The following is a 24,090-nucleotide window of genomic DNA, read 5'->3' on the forward strand; positions in this document are numbered from 1 at the left end:
AATGGTGGCCGGCTTCAAATCGGAACGGTGGCCGGTCAATGATCGGAATGGCGGCCGGCTTCACAGCGGAATCCGCAAGAGTTTCCGCGACGCCGCCGCAGCAGCTCCGTCGGTGCTCCTCATTGATGAGTTTGACAGCATCGGCGACAGGCGGACATTCAGAGGAGACAACGCAAATTACAGTCTTCAAGTGGTGAACGCCTTACTCGAACTGCTCGATGGATCCGCAGGCAGGGAAGGGGTGATCGTCATCGCTGCATCGAATTTTCCGAACGATATCGATCCGGCATTGCGTCGACCTGGTCGCCTTGACCGCCACATCGCGATCGAGCTTCCCGATCAAGCGGCTCGCGAGCAGATGCTTGCGATGCATCTGGGCGCTGCCAGCGCTCCGGAGGACCTCACTAAAGCTGCTTTGGCAACAAGTGGGTATTCTGGCGCAGATATCGCGCAGGTCGCGAAGGATGCTCGTCGGATTGCCCGTCGCCAGGGTAGGGAAGTTCGAATGGCCGATGTGCTTGCAGTCGTGCCAGCAATTTCACCCGTCGGCGACGACGAGCTTTGGTCAGCATCTGTACATGAAGCCGGGCACGCCATCGTCGGCGCCATTCTGTCTGTGGCCGAGATCGAGATGATTGTCGTGGCAAGGGAGGCGAGCCACCGAGACGCAAGTATCGGGCATGTGCAGTGGCGGCGGAGATATACACCAAATCGAAGCAGGCAGTCCTATCTGGACGAGATTGCGATGCTGCTGGGTGGAATGGCGGCCGAAGAGGTCATCCTCGGCGATGTTTTCGACGGCTCCGGAGGCGTCGCTGGATCCGATCTTCAGCGAGCTTCGGATATCGCTACGATCATGCTCGCAAGTCTGGGGCTGGTATCGCTCCAATACTGTGATGTCTCGAGTCCCAATGAACTGGAAGAACTGCGGCGTGATGATCCTGTTCTGCGACTGCGTGTGGAACGGCTGCTGGAGGCGGAGCTACTGCGAGCGACGAGGATCATCGAAACCCGGAGGCTGGAAGTCGAAAAGCTTGCAATGGCTGTCGCAAACCGCAGCATGGTTTTTGGAAAGGAAGTGATGGATATCGTTTCCACGCCAAAGGAAGGTGGTGGGTAGTCTGGATTGCGTTGAATCATCTGCCATGATTTACCTGCGCTCTTCAGAATGATTTCAATATATCATATTCAAGAACGTAGTGGCCTTTCGGCCCTCATGTCAGCAACTCTGGATTTGTCAGGTCTTTCATAACCCGTGCACGACAGCATCACGCCTAGGCCAATTTTTATGCGCTAACCTTATGTGGTATTGCTGTGATACCAATCTAAAAATTTGCGCCAACTTTCCGGATTTATTACGCCCTCCTCAGTAATGTCCGCTTCCTTTGCTAATAACTCAACTGCATTAAAGTCAATTTCTATTTCATTTCTAGGCATCCTCATAAGCTCAATCAGGACGGCTTCGAATGGCAATTCCCATTGCCCATAATCGAAGTCGGCGGCATCGCGCACAATTTGAGGATCAATGAATTGCGATACCTGAGACAAGAACCCCAAATACTCAGACGGCCCTATATGTTTCTTATTCATATTTTCACCTGTTATCTCGCGCATTTTCATTTCACGCGATCCGACCTCACCCCGTTCGCAGCTTGGTAGCGGCAGTTGCGAACGCGTGGCTAGTCCGTAAGGTCAAGGCGGCCATCGTGTGTCCAACGCCCATTTGGAAACTCACGGCGTTCAAAATGCATGTGGGCTGTTGGGCTTGCTTGAAGGCGGACGGTATTGCCTTAGGCCGTCGGTGTTGAATAGCCCCGAGATTTGTAGACGATAACAGCGAAAGGTACCGATAGCTGAATACGAAGTTTCTATTAAATATAGTCTGCATTTGATACTGCGTTCAAGAAATCGCTCCAATTTCCTAAAATCCTCATGTCGGAGATCGAGCCAATGTCCGGGGCGGAAACGTACAATATTTCTCCGTTTTGCTCGTAAAAACCGAACTGGGTGCCCCCGCCATCAGACGCGAAAAATCGAAATTTATCCCCATAAGCCTCGACAGTTCCCCTACGAAACTTCGAAATTTCTTCTTTACTCCAAATGGCAAGGTATCCTTCTCCAAGCCAGCCTTCAGCCGAAACAAACTGTCTGAAAAACTGGTTGAGCTCACAACGATTGCCGTATTCAGGCCAAACGTCGCCGACGTCACGATCGCTATCAATGGGTTTCTTGTTAGGTATTGCGTCGAAGATCGTCATCTTGCTAAGTCTCGTTGAAGTTTGTTCCACCAAGGTGTTACGGCCGATCTGTGATCCCCACGCGGTAGATATACCTTGTTATTTGGATCAGTTGGGCTACCGCCATACTTCACTGGAACGATTTCATGAATTTCATATCCGTCAGGAACGACACCTTCGCGCCTTAATTTTGCGTTTGCAGAATTTGCGAGCTTTCGTGCTTCTACATATTCAGATCCTGAAAGTAACCGATATACTGTGCCTTCTGGAGGTTTTGGCAAGCCCGATGGATATCCGGTCCAGTCCGAAACGCTGAAAGAACCGTCCTGATATTTTATAATTCCACCAGAGTTAGGTTTATAGAAGCTTATGCCAACGGCAGCCATAGCCATGGACATTGCAATGCCCTGCGCGAGAAGCTGCTTAACTTCCTTTGCCTCGGGTGAATCCGGATTTGCAGTTATGAATTCGCGGATTTGCCGTTCAGCGGCGGCATCCGCCACATAATCGTCCAGCATTCTCTGAGAGAGAGCTTTCAGATAATCTGAGCCTGCATCACTGAGCGCACCTAGAGCAACCGCAATCCGGAAGCTTGCCGCCTGACCGCTTGGTCCGCCGGTTTTCAGGATGTCGATCAACTGATTGAATTGTGCGGCATCGATCTGGCCGTTCTGGCTGGCCATGACGATCTTCGTCAACGTCATGGTGATGTCGATGCCATCGGCGGCAAGAGCCGGAGCCTCGTTCTGGAGATTGCTACCGACGATGCTTTTCGCTGCGTCGGCATATTTCTGGATCGCTGCGGAATCAAATTTGCCTGATGATTTCAGGGTTTCGAAGTGGTTGAGGTCCCCGCGAACCAGGGCATAAGCCAGGGCGCATTCCAGCGCCTCCTGCAGGGCCTTATCGCCACCTTGCGCCAGCTTCTGCTCAATAAAGTTTGCCACGTCCTCTGTTGCCAGCGGCCGCACTTTGGAAATCTCGACGCCACAGGGTCCGTTTGTACCGCAGGCGGTGCGAACCATAAGGTTACCGCTCGTCGGATCGCGATACAGTTCCTCGCCCTGCTGGATCAGCATAATCGATTTCAGCAGGTCCTCGCCGTTGAGTGCGCTCTGCTTCAGAGCCTCGAAGGATTTGCGCTCCTGCAGCATGGCCTGGAAGCGCGGCGTCTTCATCAACTCCTCAGCTTCGGCAGGTGTTGCTCCGCCATAGAGGATTGCCTCACGATACTGATCGATGGCCTGCGGACCTTCTGCCGCAATCCAGCCCGGGACGGCGGCATCCTGCGCCTGGCTATATCGGAGGGTAAAATCGAGATTGCGTTTCAGATTACGCAGAGCCTCGACATCGAGTTCGCCCGACAGCTTGGTGTAGCTGTCCTTGGTGATTTCCTTATACTTCGAGGCATCCTTGTTGATGGAGGCGAGAAGCTCCTCGGCGGCAGCCTTGTCCGCCTCCGTTCCGGCAACACCGTCCTTGTCCGCATCGCGAATGGTGACGTTCAGATCACCCGAGGCATCAAGCGTCGTGCGCGTCTCGCCCTGCTTGTCCTTCTTCTCATAGGAGAAACCGACAGAGTTCAGCCCGCCGCCACTGAGGCCGATCGAGCCGCCAACGTTTTTGTATTGATCAGTGTCCTTCTGGTCGGCCACGGTCAGCGTGCCGGTATCGAGGCTGATATCGCCATCGGTCGCCTGAAGCAGCGCGCCGACCAGCGTGGTGTCTTCGGCAATCTTGATATCGATGCCCTGTGCCGCGACAATCCCAGAGCCGGAGGACCATGCCTTGATGCCGTCCTCCTTCGAGCCGCGAACACTCCAGTCGGCGGGGTTGACGCCAACCGTCAGGCCGAAGGAAAAGCCGTCCCGCCAGCCCTGAGCCTGCGGCGAGAGAATGGTGAGATCACGTCCGACATCGAGATCGACCGTCCTGCCGATGATGTTGCCGCCGAGAAGCGACGTATCGCGGCCCGATGTCAGCGAGACATTGCCGGCGGCGGTGATGGAGGCATTCGTCAGCGTCTCGTCATAGCCCTTCGACTTGCCGATATCGAAGCCGATCGAGGACAGGGAGAGCTGCAGGCCGAAGGAAGACGATTTGTCTTTGGCATAATCGACAAGCGCCGCCATGAGGATATCGCGGCCGGCATCGATGGTGACGTCGCCGCCGGAGACCATCTTCGTGCCCTGATCCAGAATGACGTCCAGCCCGGCTTTCATGACGATATCGCCGCCAGCCGTCAGTTCGGAAACCTGGCTCTCGCTCCAGCGCTGCTCACTCTTCCAGACGGACAGGTTGATGCCGACAGTCTTGGCTATCGAGCCGGCAGTGATCTGTCCTGTTCCCGGGTCTCGGAATTGCCCCAATGGGTCCAGCATTTTCTCGACCGGATTGCTGAGCGAAGGCCCTTGGGTTGATTGACCTGCACTATAAAAAGCGCCCAGTCCCCCCGTCGCCAGATTGACAACAGCCAGCCCCGCCGCAAGTCCATTGTCGGCATTGGCAAGCGTTGCAAGTTTGGCGGTGATGGGATTGATGCCGGCAAGGCCGGACAGGATCTGGCCGCCGGAGCCGCCCTTCAGTGCGGCGTCTATGCCGGCCGATCCGGGGAAGCTCAGCCCGACATAAAAACCCTTCTCCGTGAAATAAAGCGCATCCTGCGCCGCTTCCAGCCGGATCGTGTCATCGGTCTTCATCAGAAGATCGTTGACGGCGGCGATCTTCACGCCCGTTCCAGTGATCGGACCCTTGGCATTGAGCGAGACGTCATTGCCCGAAAGCCGGGTGACGGTCGTATCGACATCGTTCCACGCCTGCTTGACCGAGCCCCATCCCAGACCCTTGAAACCCCATTCCTTGTAGCGGTTATGGACTTCTTCACTGACGACACCCATGTCGATTTTGCCGGTGGCGTCGATCGAGAGCTTGTCGAAGGCGCTGACCAGCGCGCCGTTCAGAAGAACATCGCCAGGAGCGGTTCCCTTCGCGCACAGGCTGCCACCGTCGCATACGCCGTAGCCCGCAAGGATCGATACATCGCCAACCAGCGACTGGGCGCTGGCCTCGGCGGTGGTGATCTCGTTGCGCAGCACCGTGATACCCGACAGGAAGCCGCGCTTCTTGTAATCTTCGGCGACGAAACTGTCCTTCAGCGTCTCGAAGGTTACATCGCGTCCGGCCGCCAGCAGCATGTCGGTGACGGAGCCGAGTGTACCGCCGCTATTGACGATATCCCGGTCGGCGATGACGGTCAGATCCCGTCCGGCCGTGATGGATGCAACATTATAATCGGTGCGCAGGGTGCCGCAGGCCTTGCCGACGCAACCATCCTGTGAATCGACGGTACGGGTATAACGCTCTGTTTCATTGATCAGCGAGCCGCCGATCCTGAGGTCGATATCGCCTGCCGAGGCAAGCGTGCCGCCCCGGTTCAGGAGATCGCCGTCGGTCGCCATGAACAGCGTGCCGGCAGAGATGAGGCCGCTGTCGCCACGCCCACCGGCAAGTGCGCGGTCACGCTCATCGAGGTCGATCAGACGCTGGTTAAGGATAGAGGAGGCGGAAATCGAGGCGAGCCCGGAGGCCACGATCGCACCGCTGTTGTTGAGCTTGCCGTCAATATCGATCAGGAGATCGTCGGCAGCGATCAGGCCCGCACCGCGCCCGCCACGCAGCAGTTCGTCCTGCGAGGGCAGGTAAAGGCGCGGAACGAGCACCGGCTTGCCGTCGATGATGCGGGTTTCATGCCATACGATCGGCTTTTCGAGGGCAGCGCGCTGCGCCTCGGTCAAGGCCACGCCGTATTGCGCACCGGTGCTTGCCGCGAATTCGGCAGCGTTGCGGTAAAGCTGCTCCCGTTGCTCTTCCACGGAGAGGGAAGGATCGATGACCAGATGCGTACCAGCCTGCTGGCGGGCCGCCTCGGCGAGAGCCTTGGCTTCCGCGACCGGATCCGCATAGAAGGTGAGCGCCGCGCCATCTATGCGCGCCGAGCCGAGCAGGCGTGCAGCTTCGGCCGAGCCCGTAACGCGCACGAGGTTACCGAAATCGGAGGCGTTGACGCTGTGGAGATTGCGCGCTTCGAAAGCTCCGAGGTCAAGAGGCGGAACCGAGACATCATCGAGCACAAAGTTGACGATGCCCAACTGGCCTGCGGCACCGCCAATAGCCGAACCGACATTGCCACTGATGCCGACAGGCGTCGTGCCGCTATAATTGCCGAAACCGGAACCATCGATACCGCCGGGCGTGCCGAGGCCGTTTTGCAATTCTCCGGCCTCGATAGACACGAGGCTTCCGGAAAGAGTGCCGCGATTGGTGATCGCAGCGCCGCCATCGATTATCAGAGAGCCGCCGGACTTTATCATGGAGCCGACACCGACCGTGGCGGTTCCGACATATGTTTTCGTGGCGTTGCCGTAAGGTCCAGTCCCGACCTCGGCCATACGGCTGCCGATCATGATCACGTCGGGGATGTTGTTCGGATCGATACCGAGTGCAGCCAGATCAAGCAGACTTGCCGCGTCCGCGTATTCGATGACCTGGACGGCGCCTCCGTTGATGACGCCATCCTTGTATTTCTGTTTGCCCGAATAGGTGATCGTCACCGGAGACTTGCCCTTGGAAATGACAATCATCCGGTTGCCGCCTTCAGCGCGTTCCGCAAGCGCCGGGTCCTTGAAAACAGCAGGGTTGAATTGTGCCACCAGCCATCGCGGATCGGCACCGACCGGCGCATGAAACTTGCCCGACCCGCTATCCATGAAGCTGCGGACACCGCCCCATTGCACGCGATAGTGATCGACATTGCTGGTGACCATATCGTTGAGGATACGGTTCACGTCGATGGAGAGGTCCTTGACCGCGAGAATACGGCCTTCGCGGTTTTCAAGGGCGTCGCCTGAAATCGCCATGTTTGCGCCGGCGCGGATCGTGCCGGGCAATCGAACTCGAACAATCCCGGAGAACTCGTCGCGCGTGGCGGTCATTGTACCCCAGTACCGCGCGGGGCTGCTGGTGCGCTCGGTCGCATAGAGAATGCTGAGATCACCGAGCTGGTAATAGTCCTGCGCGCTGTCCGTCCCATCCAGGGCGGTATTGATCATTGCCGTCGCCTTGATCTGCATGTCGGCGCCGCTTTCGATACGGGCCGACGCGTTGGTCAGCGTTGCCAGGACTTCGATTGCAAGATTGCCGCCGGCGAATATGCGGCCAAGGTTGTTGTCGAGATTGCCGCGAACCTCGAGGATCATATTGCCACTGGATTTGATTGCGGCATTGGTTCCGACATTGGCGAGCGACGCGGCCTGGGCTTTCAATCCTGCCCCGGCATGAATCAGCGCTTCGTTTGTCAGCAGGCCGCCAACCACGACATTCAGTGTGCCCGGAGTCAGGATCGAACCAAGATTGTGCAGGTTTCCACTGACACGGGTCTCTATCGCGCCGGCATCGATTTTACCTGTGGCGCCGTTGACAAGATTGCCTTTGACATCGAGACCAAGCTTGCCGGCAACGGTAAGCAACCCGGCATTTGTGAAGGACGAACCAAGGATGAGGTCGAGATTGCGGGCCACCAGACGGGCAGACGAAGAGCCGGGAACATAGCTGTAAGTCTGAAGACGCAGATTTCCTCCGGCCTCGATTGATCCGTTGTTGCCAAGACTTGCGGCCGCTGAAAGCAGGGCACCGTTGGCCGAAACGATCTGACCGAGATTGGAGAGACTTCCGGAAAGGTTTACGGTCAATTCGCCAACGGCTACGGGGACATTTTCTGTCTGGCGTGTCGAACCGGCATATATGCGTCCTGCTTGCTGGTTATCGAGCTTCTCAGCCGAAACTGAAAACCCCTCTCTGCCTTGCAGAAGACCGGAGTTCGACAAAGTGGTGTCTGCCGAAAGCGTTAGCGCGCGATTGGAAGCGATTGAACCTGCGTTGTTGGCGATACGGCGCGAGGCGAGAACGGTTATGTCGCCGTTGCTGGCGATACTTGACCCGGAACCACTGTTGATCAGATCGGCTACAGTCAGTTCCAGATCGCCGGCGGCATGGATAGAACCGCTATTGGCAAGGAGGCCGGAAACGGTGGCACTCAGCGTTGTTTCGGAAACGAGTTTGCCGAGATTGACGAGATCGCCAACGACCTTCGTCTCGATCACCTTGGCGACGATTTCGCCGCTTGCCTCATTTCGCGCACCCTGCGCCGCCTGCAGAGTCAGCGCTCCAGACGTGGCGATCAGACCCGCATTGCGTAAGGATCCAGACAGGATGATATTTGCGTTTGCGGCAACGAGTTCTGCAGCAGGAGAATTGGAAACGTAAGAGACTGCTTCAAGGCGCAGCGTGGATGACCTCGCCTGGACGACACCGTCGTTGAGGACACTTCCCGCAGTGACAATGCCGAGCGTGTCTCCACTGACCATCTGACCAAGATTGGTCAGGTCTCCAGAAACCAGTTTGATATCTATCCGTCCCGCATGGATCTTGCCGGTTTCGAGATTGGTCAGTGCTGAGGCTGTAACCCCAAGGTCAGACCGTCCGAGCAGCAGACCGGCATTAGTGAGAGAGCCGGATGCGGCGATTTCGAAGCTTCCATTGGCCTGGAGAGTGCCGAACAGGTTGGCGAGGTGACCGGACGTGATCGAAAGATTTCCATGTGTTCCGATCAATGCTGTTGCGCCAGAGTTGAGGATATCAGCCGCCACGAGAGTGAGGTCTGCATTGGAGCTGATCGTACCGGTGTTCGTGATCGCGCCACCCGCGCTGATATCGACGGTTTCGAGTGCGCTAATCGCTCCGTTGTTGCGGAGATTGTTCCCAAGGACCAACTCTGCCTTGCGGGCAGCCAATTGAGCCCCTTGCGAGTTGGCGATATAATTTACGGCATCGAGTTCAAGTTCACCTGCTGCGGTGATCTTTCCATCATTTGTTACGCTTCCGTCAGAAAGAAGCGCAAGCGTCGTTTCTGAGAGGAGGCTTCCCAGATTGGTGAGATTGCCTGCGGTCGTTATCCTGAGCGTTCCGGCCTTGATCACACCCGTTGCATCAACGATAGCCTGCTGAGCGTTGATCGCGAGTTGGCCGCTTGAAAGGAGTACGCCGGCATTCCTGAAGTTACGGACATCGAACAGGTGGTCTCCCGTCGTGAACACACCGGTGTTCGAAATGGCCAGATCCCGGAAAGCCATGAAAAGCTTGGAATATTCCCCCGTATCGATCCGGGTGCCGATGGTTAGCTGTTCAGCCGCATTGATGAAGACCGGAGAAGTCTTTTTGAACTGGGTGCCGTCACCGATCTCGACATTCGTTGCCGTGATCGAACCCTGGTTTTCCGGTTCGAACCAGGTTGAGGTCAGCGCCACGTCCTTCGCCCTGATGTCGATGTTCGGCGCAACAAGGGTTGCCGTGTCGGTGGCAAGTTTGCCTGTCGCACGCAGGTTCATATTGCCGACGCTGGCGATAATACCGGACAGAGAAGCATTGCCGCCCGCTTCTACTGTCATCGCACCGCCGGATTTGAGGACGGCAGCGGAAATGATGTCTGCACTCGCAACGATGGAAAGGCCGCGCCCGCCTTCTACGGTCGCCGTATCGAGCAGAGAAACATCGCGGGCAGTGATGGAGATTTCTCCCTGTGCCGCGAGATCGCGCGCAATCTGAAGCGCGCCTGCTGCACGGAGGTCGGCGTTGCCGGCCACACCGCCCGACACCAACTGAATCTGACCGGCGGAGACGAGCGAAAGCGCGCCCGGCAGGAGCGCTCCATTGGCGTCGAGCATACCAAGAGCCTGTATGTTGCCAGCCAGCGAAATTCCTGTGTTCAGATCGCTGGAAAGTGCTGCAATCGATGCCGCGCGTACAACGCCTGCTGCGCTCGAAACGATCCCCTGGCCCGTGGCATCGCCGGCGATGGCTGTCGTTTTGCCCGTTAAACCATCCGTGCGATTGGAGCCGGCCTTGAGGTCGATACGACCCCGCGCATCGATCAGGCCATCGATCCGGATCGACTTTGCATCAAGCCGGATCTCGTCCGGCGACTGGCCGCCCGCGGCCGAAACACCGGTGCCGGAAATGGTGATGTCGCCGGATCTGGTTTCCAGCCCCACAGTGCCCGCATTGTAGTCGATAAGCGGGGTTCCGGTGGTCAGCGTTGCGCGACCGGTGTTGATAAATCCGCACCCCATGCAATCGATGCCGTTGGGATTGGCCACGATCACATCAGCCTTCGAACCAAAAACCTCGGTCACGCCATTGAGGTTGGAACGTCTGCTGCCCGTTACTTCGTTGACGATGATCTTGGCGGAGCTGCCACCGACGAGATTGGGATTGGATTCAACCTTGCCGCCGATGATGGAGGTTCCGCCAAGCCCGGAATTGTTCAGGATCAGTCCGCGCGTATCGATATTGTACTCGCGCAACTTGTTGTGACTGACGCCGCCGCTTGACGGCTTGACGATGTTCAGCGTCGGCGTTCCGTTGCCCGAAGACGTCACATTTGGACGAAACTCAATTGGCGCGGTCGGATCTGTGATAACCTGCGCGCTGGCAGGTGCAAATGAACTGGCGATCGTCGTCAGCACGAGGCTGACCGACGTCACCAATGCGGTCGCTTTCTTGACCAGCTTGCCCGGCTTGGACTTGCAGATCAGCGCTTTGACCATCATCGTTTTCATTCGGATACTCCCAACAGCAAGGGCAATTGAATTCGTATTCGCGTAGGTACAAACCAGATCGTCAGCAGTTCTTTATGAGGACGGTCCAGATATATTGCGTGGTCCATCCCGGATGGCGGTAAACTTGGCGAGATGTTTCGCTCACATTGGCAATCGTCGCGCCCGGCCTGCATTTTTCGAGGAGGGCTTTTTTGCAGGATCGCTCCGTCGGGGTGATGATCGAATTGGTGCACGTCGCCGACATGATCTTTTCGCCGTTCCAGGTGGCCACTGGCTGCGGGTCAGTCGGCCGGCAGCCAGCCGCAAAGACCAGTAAAAGGCACAGGGATAGAAATCGGGTCATCTTCGCGCCAACCATTCTCTCAATCCTGGTGCTCAATTGGCTTCAGCCGTTTGAGCAGGTTTCCAATTGCGAGCACGCGCCTGCGCATCCTCGATCTCTGTCGGTGTCATGCTCGCTGTCAGGCGCTCGAGAGAGGCACGCGCGCCGGGGTGTCCGCGTTCATTGGCGAGATTGTAATAGAGGTGGGCACGGATCGGATCGGCAGCCACACCTTCACCCTTTTCCAGCATCTCGGCGAAGCCGTAGAGCGAGACCGGGTTTCCGAGCGACGCGCCTTGTTCGAACAGCTTCACCGCCCTGGCGAGGTCCTGTTCGGTTCCGGTACCGGTCCGGAGAAGCGCGGCCTCCATGTTGCGTGCGCCGGTATGCCCATTTTGCGAGGCCTTTTCGTAATAACCGAAGGCAATCGCGGCATCCTTGGCGCGGCCGAGACCATCGAGAGCAAGACCTCCGCAATTGAACTGGGCTTCCGGATTGCCGAGATCGGCGGCCTTGCAGATCAGTTCCGCTGCGGCGGCAAAATCCTGGCGGACATTTTCGCCGCGAAGATGCATGAGCCCCAGCCGGTTCATCGCCGCAGCCGACCCCTTTTCCGCCGCAGCAATATAGAGAGCCCGTGCTTTCACCGCGTCAGGCGTAAAACCCACACCGAGCTCGACCATGCGCGCCAGATGAAAGCCGGCCTCGCCATCGCCCTTGTCAAAACCCTCGGCAAAAGTCTTTGCGGCATTGGCAAAATCCTTCTTTTCCAGAAGCGCCTTGCCATCTTCAAGAGGGCCAGCCGTTGCGGGTTGCGCCAAACCCAGGGCTCCCATAAGGGCGATAGTCGCCAAAGAGGTGAGGGCGGGTCGGCGGCATGATGTGTTGCGCATGGATTGAACTCCGTGATCGGGATTTTCCGGGTTAGCCCCGAGAGCAATTTCGTCTTTTTTCGGCGCCGTGAGTTTGGGTGTCACGGCGAACAGGAATGGTGATTTCCGGTGAAGTCGGCCTGCCGTCATCTACCCACCATCCCCGGGAAGAGCCCGATGGAGTCGAGGCCGAACGGGTATTCTTCGCCTGCCGTTTCCTTGAAGGTTTCGATACCTGAGGGGGCAAAGACACCATCTCTCGCCCGCAGCGTGCCCGCGGTCACCTGAACCGGACGGAAGGCATTGATCGTGATGCTGCCCTGGGGGGCATCAAAGACACCACCCTGATCGCCGGTCCCGATCCACGCGGTCGATCCGCCCCAGAAATTATAGAGACCGGTTGGACGCTGAACGACGGTCGGGATCGAGCGACCCTCCAGCACCACGGAGGGAGCAGTCGCGTTGATGCTGCCGTAGCTGACGATCTGGCCATACCTGTTCAGGATTGAGGATGAGGCGCGCAATTCGATATTGCCGTTGGCATTGATGGCGCCACCCGCGACACCTGTCGTGGATGAGCCATAACCGATGCAAGTCAGCCTGCAGCGCTTGACGAACTGCAGGGAGCCGGACAGGCCGCCTTCGTTCAGAATGCTCGTCCCGTCAATCAGCACCGATCCGGTATTGGCATTGATTGAGCTGCCGCGGTTGACGACATTTCCACCGGCCTGCATCGCGACACTGTCACCGATGATATATGCCTGCTGGCCCGGCACCCGTTGTTGACCGTAATCCAGGCTGACGGTTTCGATCGTTTCGCGCGATTGCCAGAGGGTGTACCAGAGCCGCTTGCCGTCGTTCTTCTGGTAGTGCCAGACACCTTCGCCGTTGAGGACATCGGCGATATTGAGGATGTCTCCACCAGCCTCGACGATGGTCTTATTATTCGAGAGCAGCCTGCCGGTATTATTGGTAATGGAGCCGCCGGCGCGGACGTCGAGATCGTCCTTCGCTCCGAATACGATTGCGAGCTGATCGGCATTCTCGGTCAGCAGCGCGATATCACCCGCAGCCTTGAGTGTAGCGGCACCTTTGGAGTCTGCATTCGCTCCGTCACGGCTGCTGCCGCTCATCAAGACACCGGTATTTTTGATGTCGCCCGTGTCGGCAAGAAGCGTCAACGCGCCGTTGATGGCTTCGATTTTGCTTTGAGGCTGACCGGCCAGTGAACGGGCCTCTATCGAGCCTGCGTTAATGTGGACATTGCGCTTCGCTTCAATCGACCCGCTCGTTGTAACCTTGCCGGATGCATCGATAACGAAATCGCCGAATGCCGCGAGCCCGTTGCCCGCGTGGCTGACACCTGCGCCATTGCTGGTGGCGCGGATGCGGACCGTATTGGCCTTCAGCGTTCCGCGCGAGGTTATTTCAATGGCGACAGAATTATCGTTGCTTCCCTCGTCTGTCATCCGTCCCCAGTTCTCGAGATCGGAGTTCGGCACGATCGCTGAATCGTATTCGACGGAACTGCCGCCAGCGGTCAGTTCTATAGACGAGCGCAATTGCGGGGAGCTGTTTTCGACAGGGCCGTCGACGCGGATGCGGCCTGCCAACAAATGCAGGGTAGACATCGCGCCGGAAAGACCGCCCGCACCGATATCGATCGTGCCGCCTTCCGTTTTGAGCACCACGTTGTCCTGGTAGGAGCCGGATGTGATCTGCCGGCTCACGACAGATGCCTTGCCGGTGGAAAGCACGACACCTCCGGTATTGTGGAAGCTTGCCCCGTCGACGAAGATGCCGTTCGGATTCGCGACGATGACATGGGCGCGGGCACCCAGCACATCCAGAGGGCCGTTAAGGTTCGAGATGCGGGAGGATGTTACCTCGTTCAGGATTGTGCGTGCGTTGACTGTCCGGTTGTCGAGATTGACACCGAGAGAGTTGACGGAAAATTCCGTATAGGTGTTGTGGCTGATGGCGGATGTCGGATTGCCGACTGGTGCGATCTGAACGTTTGTAGCGCCGCTAGTGAAGTCGATACTGGTGGTCGTATTGCTGCCACCGTCGGGAATGACCTGCGCGAAGACGGGCAGCGCCACGCCGCACAGCAGCAAGGACAGACTAGCTGCCACGGAATTCTTCATGTTTGCCAACCGGAACGTACGTCTCATTCGGAGATGGGCTCCCCTGTCTTGCTCGTCAGCCCTGTCAATTTGCACGGGTCGGCCAGTTCAGCCTTGCCGACGATCCACAGGTAATCGTAGAGCCTGCGCTCCTCGTCAGTGATATTTTCACCTTCGGCGAAAGCGCCAACGGTCAGAACCGACGCGTCTGCCCGGGCAAGGGCCTGATAAAGAGAGCGGTCCTTGCGGCTGTGACCCCGGCCGACCTGCAGCAGAACACCATGCTTCAACATCCCGGCCTGCTCAGCGGCATCGGCCATGGAAATATCGCGGCGGATCTGATGGTTGGCGTTCAGCGCGGCCTGCCGGTCCGAGATCAGGCCGCAATGCGCTGCCATCATTGCTTTCGTCCAGCTTTCGCGGACAGCGGTTTCGGCTGCACCGAGCCGTTTGCGGATCGCCTTTTTCTCGCCTGGTGTCAGTTCGCTCGTGCGTCCATCTTTTTCCGCCAGATCGCCGCCACGTAACGGAATGCGAAGGCTGAATGCGCGCTCAACGAGCGGCAACCAGTTGTCGAAGGCTGGCCAGCCTCGCGTCCACCATTTAAGTTCTGCGCCCAGCCCGGCCGGTGTTTCCGGATGGTTTTTGCGATAGAGGGCAATTGCCGCATCGTCATCGCGCGAGAGCATTTCCATTACGACGGTTACGGGACGATCATCCTTTGCCATTGCCGACAGCACGCAGGACGACGCAACTGCCTGCTCCCTGACGCCATGCCGTTCGCCAAAGAGCACGTAATCCACCTTGCTGATGCGACCGGCGAGGTCGGCAAAGGAGATCGGGCTGCTGCTGGACACTTCTTCAATCCTGCCCGGGCACTCCTTGAACTCGCCGGGTGCCGCCAATCCTTGTCCGGCCATAGATAGCCAGCCTGCCGCCATCAGGCCGGCAACCAACACATGGCGAGCTATTCCTGCGCATATCTCCCTGTCTGCTCTCATGGTGTTGCCGCATCCAGCGCGTCGATACCGGCGCTGATCCCGTTGAGTGAAACCTTGAGCGGAATGGTGGTTGCCTTGGTGTCCTTGAGAGCGACCGTCAGAACGTTTCCCTTGCGCAACGCGCCGAGCAGCGAGCCGTTGAGAGCAAAGCCGGCGTGGCATCCGGAGACATTGCAGGTCTCGAAGATAACGCGCTGTGTCTGCCCGCCATCGATCTTCAACTCCAGACCTGCCGGCAGATAGACGTTCAGGGGCGTCGAAATGATCGCGACGCGTTGTTTTCCCTGCCTCGCAATGTTGAACAGAAAGACGACATCCTTCCCGTCGTTGACGGCCTGCGCCTGCTGGAGACGGCATGCCGCGCTTTCCGCTTTTGGAGTGGCGGTATCCGCCTGCGGTTTGCAGACCAGTTCCCAGTCGCCATAACGTTTGGGCTCTACGACTGCTTCTGCCGCAACCCCGGAAGTCTCTTCCCGGACAGCGGGAGCCTTGCCGTCCTCCGCAATTGCTTTCGCCGCAGGAGCGATCAGCAGCAATCCAACGGCAATAAGCGCCGCCATGCCAATTTCGGATACTGATGAGACCAGCCAGCGGCACAGCCCGAACGTGAGGTGATTATCGCCAGCGTTTCTTGAGGGAGCATCGAACAAAAACGGCATGGCTCAAAAAACCTTCAAACGCAGTGTCATGAACAACTCACCCTTTTCCTCGCTCACGCGCCGGCTTCGGCTGTCTTCGGCAACTCGCCAGGCGTAGCCGACATCGAAAGAAAGCCTTGGGCCGCCATATCGCAGGCCCACACCACTGCCGACCCGGTATCCGGTGACTTCATTGGCAACGTCGCGGCCGAGCCCTGCGTCGAGAAAGAGATAAGGGTTGAGACGGGAGAGGGTCGTTCGCGCCCATTCCGACGATGGGGCGGATATTTGCACTGGACCCTGGCTGTCCGGCTGCGTACCTGATCCGGCTTTCCCCAAAAGCAAATCGACCGGCATGGCGAATGCGACCTCGTTGCGCCACACCGCGCCCCGGTCAGCCTTGAAGCTTCCATTGGAAAATCCGCGTACCGAACTGCGCGAGCCGATCGTCATCTGGTCGTCGGAATAAAGCGCGGTTGCCGCCCATTGTGTGGACAGGCTGGACGAAACGGAGGCGCGCCCGGGGAAGACATAGGACCCCGAAAGAGATGCATCCAGCTTTGTGAACTGGCTGTGGGGCGTGGAGTCATCGATATCGTCGGCATCTTCGCGTGCATTGAAGATAGACAGCCCCTGGCTGGCGCCGATCCTGGCCGACACATTGGCGCGTTCGAAAAAGCGGCTGTAAGTCAGACCCGCCTGAAGCGGAGAAACGCGCTGATCCATCAGCCCAACGCCGTTGATGTAGCGGTTCTGTTCGCGATGCGTGACCGTGAAATCGGCGACAAGCCGCTCTGTGCGTGATGAATGAACGATCCAGTCGGCACCCGCACTGACATTCCAGGTCGTCATGAACAACTCGGAAAGCGGGCCGAGGTCGATCATGTTCTCGGACCAGTCGCCCTTGAGCCTCATTGTGGCGCGTCCCACGGGAACAGCGAAATCACCGCTCAGCTCGTTAGTCTCGACGCCGCTCTTAAGCGTCAGCCCCCACATGTCGTTGATGCCGATGAGATTGTCTTTCTCCGCCGTGATCCCGAAGCGAAGCTTATCGACACCTTCGATGGATTCCGTGTCGTAACCGCCGTAGAGCCTGAACGCATCATTGATGCGGTTTGTGATCTGTACGTCGGAAGTCGCCGGCCTCTTGCCCGGAACAAGCTCCGCCTTGGCCTTGTTCGAAGGAACCCTGTTGAGGCTATCGAGTGTGTCCTGGAGGCGATCGACATGCAGGACATCGTCTTTGGCAATTGTGCCAGTCATCGCGATTCGCGCGGATGGTGGCAACAAGGTCAGGTGTTCAAGATCGTCATCAAGGCCCTCCCACCAGGCATCTGCCTGCTGCACGAACTCGGAAATGGACGTGGATCGTGCGACGTTGCCACTTAATTCGGCCATGCGGGGAAAGAACGCCTTATAAGGCTGCTGCTCCTCCTTGTAGACGACCGCATCGATCCGCCCGGGCACAACGCGCAGGACCAGCGTTCTGCTGGCGGCGATGTCCTGCTCCGGCAACCAGGCCTGCGTCGTGGCAAAACCCCTGTCGGCAAAAAGACCATTCACCGCCTTGAGCAATCCGCCGACGCTTTCATTGCTCTGGCAGGACAATGCGAAGGGTCTTGTCACGTCTTCAACAGCTTCGCTGCCAATGAGTTCGTGGCCGCCTTCGATGCGGATCGTATCTACCGGAAAACATGGTGAAGCACCGGACGTCGCATTATCAGATATAGGACCCGCAAATGTCTGGATCGTCAGGGCAGGCTCCTGCGATACGGCGACACCTGGATCTGCCTGACCTGCGTTCGCTTCTGCCGGCGGCGGCCCTTTAAGATCATCCCGTGACAATGCCGCTTGTGGAGCAAAGCAAAGAGCTGCGCAGAGAACGACGACCGAGTTTCGCAACGTGGGTGGGGCCGGTGCAATACCACCGATCACTTTCCTGTCTAAACCACCTGCTGTGGATGATTTGGTAGCTGCCAGAACGAGAAATAGCGCTCTGGCCAGATATCTGGTCATCAATAAACTTCAACCCCATGTTGCTCAATGCGACGCATTAATCAATAGAGGGTATTTTGCAAGACAACTCTGGCGCGCTTATCAAAAGAATGAGAATTGAGTTACCAATTTGCATCAGTTATGCGTTGCATTTCGTTGAGGTCGAAGCTCGCACGGTGCTGGCCAGAGTGGATTCAAGGGGCGATACTTCACGTCAAAATTATAGTTAAGTGTTTGCCATCGCTGGTTTTATTTTTCCGACCGAAGTTGAGCAGACAGCCGGTTGCCCGCAGTTGGATTGGTCACGGGGTAAAATGCAAAAAGTCATATATGATTGTTTGTGATCTGACCCGAATGCCGGCATGGGCACCAGACGCAGCGAACCCGGGACAGATTTTTTGATTTTCCCGGCCAGTAAGGGCGAGGATGAACGACCTTTGCGTGTGTTTTCTAGGGGGCGATCGGGGAGGGGCCGCGGGCTCGCAGGCCTGACCCTATTTTCGCTGAAGCCGGAAAGAGCCAGGCGCTCGGGGCCAGAAATCCACCTTTCCAGCCGGAGATCGGGTAGTTTCCCCCTGACAAACAGGTAACTCCCTTAATCCGAAACAGCCACCGTCTCCCGAAAACCTGCAGGGAGACTCGTATGTCCATTCAAGACAACCCGAACATCATCAGAATCACTGGAGCGGTGAAGGAATATACCGGCAGGACATTCCTTGGCCGTAACGGCCTGGACGATATCGATGACGTGTGGCACTACGCATACATCGTCATAGAGGACACGAATGGCGCGCTTCTAAAGTTCGAGCGCGTTACCACCAATGAGAAGATCGACGCCGAGATTGAGATCGGCAACACTGCCACGTTCTATTTCCGACGAATCCAGGGATGGAAGAAATCGGTATTCCATATCGTTGCTACTGAAAGCGAAGTCCGTGGCAACAACTACTTCTCGCTTGTCCGGACGATGGACGTGCTCAAGCAGAGACTGGTCGCGATCGGCATCCTGCCCATTGCGTATCTGCTCGGTTGGATTTTCGTCGGACTTCCAGTGAGCTACATATTCGGCGCCACGCTCGCCGCATGGCTGGTGCTGATCGTCCCGGGATTCCTGTTCTATTTCCTCGCCATCCATCATTCCAATCCGGCTCGTATTCGAAAGGATTCGCTGGCTGCGCGGGAAGAGCTTGAGCGTTCTCGCGTCGGTCAGAAATTCGCCGGCCGCGAACTGAAGACGGTGTGAACGGAGATGGCGAAGTTTGACAGAAACGCCGCACATCGGGCCATCGTCACGCTCTTCGGTGGCTTCATGGGCATTTCCATTCTGATATCCGCTGTGATCCTTGCATTCACTGTTTTGAGCACGGTTGGTGCTCCGATGTGGGCCTCCTGGTCAGCGCATACGTCTCGTCTGGAACGGGAAAAGGAGCGCGTCGCCCGCATAGAGAAAGCCGCCCAGGAGGATAGTTTTCAAGTTGTTTGCCTGGACTACTTCGAAGCGTCGTTTCTGGACAGATTGATTGGTGGATACAGGCGGTTCTCGTGGTGCGAGGATTATCGCGATCGGATGCCTGCTGGCTCCTGAACAGGATAGCCGGCAGGCGGATCAATCGTCCCGTTTGCCGATGCCCGAAATGCCCGCCGAGATCGACAATCCGACGAGGTGAGCGATGTTCCTGGCACCGAAGGCGGATTTCAGGCGTTCGATCCTGTGCTCGATCGTGCGTGCCGATAGGCTCATGATATCTGCGATCTCCCTCGTGGATGCACCTTCGGCCAGCAGTTGGACGATACCGAGATCGGCATCATCCAATCCGTCGACACGTGGTCCCATCGGCAGCAGGAAGCGTACATCGATAAGGCTGATGCACCAGGAACTCCGTCCCGCCGAATTCTTCTGCGGGAGGATGATCCGGCCTTAGGCCACGTGCATGTCGAGGATATTCGTCACGATGCCTCCTATCACCGGGCGCTGTCGTCCGACGGCGTCGGCATAGGCTGGAACCACGATTCTCTGCAGGTAGTGCTGATCCGGGAAGTCGATGAACGAGCAGGGACGCTGCAGCAGGCTCATGTCGGTAAGTCCAGTCGGCAGGGTGTAGTCCTTAACGAAGTTGAGGTGGAATTCTTCGGGATTCTTGGACCGGGTATCGATCACGAGCAGCACCATGTTGGCCCGGAGCATTCCATGCAAGGGGCCATAGATGCCCTTAGGATCGGCAAGCTCATCGGGACTGGAAATCCATGAATCCATGAGAAGTCGGGAAATCTGCTTGAAGGTCTCTGGTCGCCTCATCGTCGGCATCCGGCGAGGGCGGCAAAGCGAGCATCACGAAAGGACAGAACCGAACGGTTTTGTCACGACGCAAGGAGCTCTTTTGTTCCATGCGTAAGTGTCTGTGAATGTTGCCTATAACGCATTTTCTGCATCCCCGTCCGCCAGTTCCGCGAATCCGTTCGGTTCTGTCAAGGCAGTCCGGGGATGCAGGATGGATTTGGAAGGATTCATGGCGAGGATTGGATATGCGAGAGTGTCGACGGCGGACCAGCACCTGGATTTGCAGAGAAATGCCCTCCTGAATGCGGGCTGTGCGAAGGTCTTCGAGGATCATGGTGTTTCCGGAGCCCAGGATGCGAGATGCGGTCTGTCCTCCATGATGAAGGCGCTTCGGAAAGGCGATGTGCTGGTCGTCTGGCGGCTGGATCGTCTGGGCAGGTCGATCCGGCACCTGATTACCGTGATCGAGAAATTGCGGCGTCGCGGCATAGGCTTCCTTTCTCTCACGGAAAACATCGACACCTCTTCGGCGGGCGGAAAGCTGATCTTCCATATCCTCGCAGCGCTTGCCGAATTCGAGAAGTCGTTGATCCGGGAAAGAACGATCGCGGGCATCGAGGCGGCGAAGGCCCGTGGAAAGTATCCGGGGCGACGACCAGCGCTGACCGAGGCGCAATGCTTTGAAATCCGGACCGCGATCGATTCGGGATCATCAGTCCAGGATGTCGCCCGTCGATACAACGTCCATCCGAGAACAGTGGCCAGGGGGATCGAGCGTCTGGAGCTGGCAAGGTTCGCCTGAAGCAGCTCTACCGGAACAGGCTGAGAAAAGCCTGAGGTTGGGAGTTGGCAATGTGAAGGCTCTGGATGGCGAGCTGCTGTTGCGTTTGCAAGGCATTCATGCGCGCCGAAACCTCCTCCATGTCAGCGTCGATGAGGCGCGATACTCCCCGTTCGATCGAGTCCATCAGATTGTCGAGGAAGTCAGCCTGCATGGAGTTGCGCTTCTCGAGCGATCCGAGAACGGAGCCGGCTCCCGTGAGCTTTGTGAGCATCGCCTGGATCCCCGTGAGATAGTAGTCGAGGTTTGCGCCGGGCGTTGTGATGTCGACGTCGAGGAGGCCGAAGTTGGGAAGGTCGCCAAAGCCGTCGTAGGCAGGGCCTATACCGATGGAGGTCTTGCTTCCCGATGCCTTGTTGATGGTCTCGTCCACTTCGTAGAGGATGTACCCTCCCGCATTCGTCACCGTCACGCCGACATTCTGCGCCTGCATCGCAGTGTTGAGGACGGCCACGAGGTCGTCGTCGGAGGTCACGTCCCCCGTCGTCGTTCCCAGAGCCTGGTCCACCGTCGCCCGGTTGATCTCGACGGTAGTCGTCGTGCCGTTGATCCTGATGGGCACATAGATCTGTGCGGTGCTGTGGACGGTGAAGGGCTCGTCCCAGTAGCTCACGACCGATGGGCGCGAGCCATAGTTCGTTCCGGTCGCCGCAAGGCCGCCAGTCTTCCCGTCCGCCAGCGTCGAGGAGACATTGAGTACCTGGATGGATGATCCCGTCAGTCCGGAGGTCTCGAGGGACAGGAGGGCGTATCCGTCGGTCGTGCCGCTACGGCTGGCAAACTGCGCTCCGAGGGGGATGATCGCCTCGCGCATCAGCCATGCGAACTGATCTCGCGTAGAAATCACGCCGTCTAGTGTGGGATAAACCTGATCCATGAGCGTCCGGTTGAGCGTGACATTGACCGTCGTTCCGCTTCCCGGAGCTGTCGTCGTAGACGGGTCGTCGGCATCGAGGATTATTTGGAAGGTGATGGCGGTCGAGTCGTCGGTGAAGACGAGTGGGCCGTCGAAGTTGAAGCTCTGGATTGCTCCGCCGCCGTAGGTGAAGGTGTCGGTGTTGCGCAGGCCACCAATCGTTCCTGGGCTGCGGTCGTCTTTCTGGAGGATGCCACCGCCCGTCGTGTTGAACAGGGACAGCCCGGCAACGTCGACATCCGTGGTGGTGACTCTTACCGACGGCCCTTGGCGGACGAATCCTGTCGTGAGGGCGGTGCGGCTGCTGGATTGGTCGTAGATGCTGGCAATGTCGGTGTTGAGCCAGTTCTGGCCGCTGAAGCTCGCAGATGTAGCGATCGACGTCGCCTGCTGCTTGAGTTGCTCCAGTTCGCCCTGAATCTTCTTTCTGTCGACTCCAGCTTCCATCGCGGCGACGATCCTGGACTTGAATGCGTCGACCACTTCGATGGTGGCCTCGATACCGGCATATGCCGTGTCTATCTTGGCTGCGCCGAACACCATTGCGTCCTGTACGGCCGCCATCGCTCCGGCATCGGATTTCATGGTCGTGGATATGGACTAGTACGCGGCGTTGTCGGAAGCCGTCGCAACCCGGTATCCCGTTGAAACCTCGTTCTGGTTCCGGTTCAATTGACTGTTGATGGTTCGTAAAGTGGCCAGCGCCATCGCCGCCGATGTGTTCGTCAGGATACTCGTCATTGGCCATGCCGTTGGAAATGGATCGATTTTTAGATCGGCATCGTCATGAACCCGAGTGCGGCAACCCCGCCGTCAGACCATGTTCAAACGGCGTTAACGAATACGGCAAAATCGCAGGGGGAAACTCCCCGTTTTATTGGAAGCAATGATAATCCGCCCGAGCGAAGATTGTTTCCTGTGACTACCGCAACGACATCCATAGCGGGAATGTCGCTTTGCGATACAATATCGCTGACTGGATTCATTGAGGGGTTGTTAGCACGAATGCTTGAGATTCCCGAAAGCCTATTTGACGCACAGAAGATGCTAGCCGACAGCTCGGAAAGAAGCGCCCAAGCATTGGCTGCTGATTTCCGCCAGTATCACGCAAAATCAAGCATTGCCGCCGTAGGTGGATTGCTGACGGTTCCTCATCTCCAAACGAATACAGTGCGCCTCGAAGCCATCAGCCATCTCGTTGTTTCAAACGCCTCCGGAAAAAAGAAGCCAACGAAGCAGGATGCCTCTCGATGGTTCATACAGGTTGGCCAAGCAGTTTCTTTTATGGAAGATGCTGCGGAAGACGTATTCGTAGGCAGAGTGAACTTTGAAGGACGCAATTATCTCGTCTTGGAAGGACTCGCTGAGGCGAACTGCCATCATCTCCAACATATGTTGAATGTACTGGAAACGATGCCTGATATCGCATTCTACGCGGTGCTTCGTGAGGCGTGTCGGACCCTGCTGCTGCTTTCGGATCAGGTTTGCTCCCGTGCAGGCCTCAGTGCATTCGTACGTGGTTCCGAATACAAGCTGCCAACTCTCCCTTTGGAGTTGGTGCCGACGCTGAAAACGTTGGCCAAGCGCGTTACTTTCACAGATTCTGAAATATCCGGATTGGGTGGAAACCCCGTCGCTCTTGGTAGATTCTTCCTATCTCCTTCTGATCGACAGGTCGGCATCGGGCTTCACGGCAACAGTTCTCTGGAGCGATGCCCCCTGATTCATTTTGAAGACGCGATTGTCGTAGCCCTTCCTTCCGCTGTCGGGCTGGCTATTCGACGCGCAGTAATTGAAAATTGTATTGAAGCAGGAACCGCTAACGCCCTGCATATGGGGCTCCTGCAGTCACAGACCAACCAGTTGTCGCTCAACCCAGCCATTTCAACAATTAATATTCCTCCGACACAGATCAAGCCCGGCGCGAATGTCATTCCCTCGATAGCTGTCGAGTTCCAACCAGGCTTCTGGTTTCATCTCGTGCTGGTAGCTGACGACTTCGCAAATTTCAGCGAAACGGGATTCGATAGACCGAATCCTGATGGCCATGCTCTGTCCGCCAATCTTGCTGGTGTCCTCCAGGAGACAGCAACGGAATGCAGGGAGAAGCCAGGATGTTGATTGCCACTGAGAAGTGACCCGGTAGCACAGGATATTTCCATCGAAAATTGACCCATGTTTGAACTTTGCCC

At 57.4% G+C, this 24,090-nt stretch carries 17 protein-coding genes and 1 pseudogene; 5 read left to right on the forward strand and 13 right to left on the reverse strand.

What is annotated here, in order from left to right:
* On the forward strand, positions 1–1,120 hold a 1,120-nt coding region (locus AKG12_RS27200), incomplete at its 5' end, for an AAA family ATPase (RefSeq protein ID WP_156316102.1).
* Between the two features lie 179 nt (positions 1,121–1,299).
* Here AKG12_RS27200 and AKG12_RS27205 read toward each other — a convergent pair.
* From AKG12_RS27205 to AKG12_RS27245, 9 genes are all read right to left on the reverse strand, one after another.
* Positions 1,300–1,620, reverse strand: a complete 321-nt coding sequence (locus tag AKG12_RS27205) for a hypothetical protein (RefSeq protein WP_285278022.1) — start codon at positions 1,618–1,620, stop codon at positions 1,300–1,302.
* Between the two features lie 251 nt (positions 1,621–1,871).
* Positions 1,872–2,258, reverse strand: coding sequence for a hypothetical protein (locus AKG12_RS27210; protein WP_052821235.1), 387 nt, complete (start codon positions 2,256–2,258; stop codon positions 1,872–1,874).
* A complete protein-coding gene (locus AKG12_RS27215) occupies positions 2,255–10,909 on the reverse strand; it encodes a two-partner secretion domain-containing protein (RefSeq protein WP_285278023.1) in 8,655 nt (2,884 codons plus the stop codon). Before AKG12_RS27215 ends, AKG12_RS27210 begins: the two co-directional genes overlap by 4 nt.
* A 61-nt stretch (positions 10,910–10,970) precedes the next feature.
* On the reverse strand, positions 10,971–11,267 hold the full coding sequence (locus tag AKG12_RS27220; protein ID WP_233282627.1) for a hypothetical protein: 297 nt from the start codon (positions 11,265–11,267) through the stop codon (positions 10,971–10,973).
* Positions 11,268–11,284: 17 nt separating this feature from the next.
* The gene (locus tag AKG12_RS27225; RefSeq protein WP_285278024.1) at positions 11,285–12,124 is read right to left on the reverse strand and encodes a tetratricopeptide repeat protein; all 840 of its coding nucleotides are present in this window, start codon (positions 12,122–12,124) and stop codon (positions 11,285–11,287) included.
* 125 nt (positions 12,125–12,249) lie between these two features.
* Positions 12,250–14,250: a filamentous hemagglutinin N-terminal domain-containing protein gene (locus AKG12_RS27230; protein WP_052821237.1), complete on the reverse strand. Its 2,001-nt coding sequence runs from the start codon at positions 14,248–14,250 to the stop codon at positions 12,250–12,252.
* Between the two features lie 23 nt (positions 14,251–14,273).
* Entirely contained in the window at positions 14,274–15,086 is an 813-nt protein-coding gene (locus AKG12_RS27235; RefSeq protein WP_285278025.1) for a ChaN family lipoprotein, read from the reverse strand.
* 140 nt (positions 15,087–15,226) lie between these two features.
* The gene (locus AKG12_RS27240) at positions 15,227–15,790 is read right to left on the reverse strand and encodes an invasion associated locus B family protein (protein WP_052821238.1); all 564 of its coding nucleotides are present in this window, start codon (positions 15,788–15,790) and stop codon (positions 15,227–15,229) included.
* Positions 15,791–15,892: 102 nt separating this feature from the next.
* Complete coding sequence (locus tag AKG12_RS27245) at positions 15,893–17,884, reverse strand: ShlB/FhaC/HecB family hemolysin secretion/activation protein (RefSeq protein ID WP_285278026.1); 1,992 nt, start codon at positions 17,882–17,884, stop codon at positions 15,893–15,895.
* A gap of 622 nt (positions 17,885–18,506) precedes the next feature.
* On the opposite strand from AKG12_RS27245, the gene AKG12_RS27250 reads away from it, so the two are divergent.
* Positions 18,507–19,106, forward strand: coding sequence for a hypothetical protein (locus tag AKG12_RS27250; protein WP_052821239.1), 600 nt, complete (start codon positions 18,507–18,509; stop codon positions 19,104–19,106).
* Positions 19,107–19,112: 6 nt separating this feature from the next.
* A complete protein-coding gene (locus tag AKG12_RS27255; protein ID WP_052821240.1) occupies positions 19,113–19,448 on the forward strand; it encodes a hypothetical protein in 336 nt (111 codons plus the stop codon).
* 21 nt (positions 19,449–19,469) lie between these two features.
* On the opposite strand, the gene AKG12_RS27260 is transcribed toward AKG12_RS27255, so the two are convergent.
* Positions 19,470–19,676: a helix-turn-helix domain-containing protein gene (locus AKG12_RS27260; RefSeq protein WP_052821241.1), complete on the reverse strand. Its 207-nt coding sequence runs from the start codon at positions 19,674–19,676 to the stop codon at positions 19,470–19,472.
* Between the two features lie 105 nt (positions 19,677–19,781).
* On the reverse strand, positions 19,782–20,159 hold the full coding sequence (locus AKG12_RS27265; RefSeq protein ID WP_156316103.1) for a hypothetical protein: 378 nt from the start codon (positions 20,157–20,159) through the stop codon (positions 19,782–19,784).
* 193 nt (positions 20,160–20,352) lie between these two features.
* Between AKG12_RS27265 and AKG12_RS27270 the strand changes: the two genes are divergently transcribed.
* On the forward strand, positions 20,353–20,943 hold the full coding sequence (locus AKG12_RS27270; RefSeq protein ID WP_082179075.1) for a recombinase family protein: 591 nt from the start codon (positions 20,353–20,355) through the stop codon (positions 20,941–20,943).
* 7 nt (positions 20,944–20,950) lie between these two features.
* Here AKG12_RS27270 and AKG12_RS31330 read toward each other — a convergent pair whose 3' ends face one another.
* Together AKG12_RS31330 and AKG12_RS31190 are read right to left on the reverse strand one after the other, a co-directional pair.
* Complete coding sequence (locus AKG12_RS31330; RefSeq protein ID WP_350640983.1) at positions 20,951–21,859, reverse strand: flagellin; 909 nt, start codon at positions 21,857–21,859, stop codon at positions 20,951–20,953.
* Between the two features lie 387 nt (positions 21,860–22,246).
* Positions 22,247–22,639: pseudogene (locus AKG12_RS31190) on the reverse strand (flagellin N-terminal helical domain-containing protein); the annotation flags it as partial.
* Positions 22,640–22,903: 264 nt separating this feature from the next.
* Here AKG12_RS31190 and AKG12_RS27280 point away from each other — a divergent pair.
* On the forward strand, positions 22,904–24,019 hold the full coding sequence (locus tag AKG12_RS27280) for an anti-phage protein Upx-like protein (RefSeq protein WP_052821245.1): 1,116 nt from the start codon (positions 22,904–22,906) through the stop codon (positions 24,017–24,019).
* Positions 24,020–24,090: the final 71 nt, after the last annotated feature.

The sequence above is a fragment of the Agrobacterium sp. SUL3 genome (assembly GCF_001263295.1).
GTDB lineage: Bacteria > Pseudomonadota > Alphaproteobacteria > Rhizobiales > Rhizobiaceae > Agrobacterium > Agrobacterium tomkonis.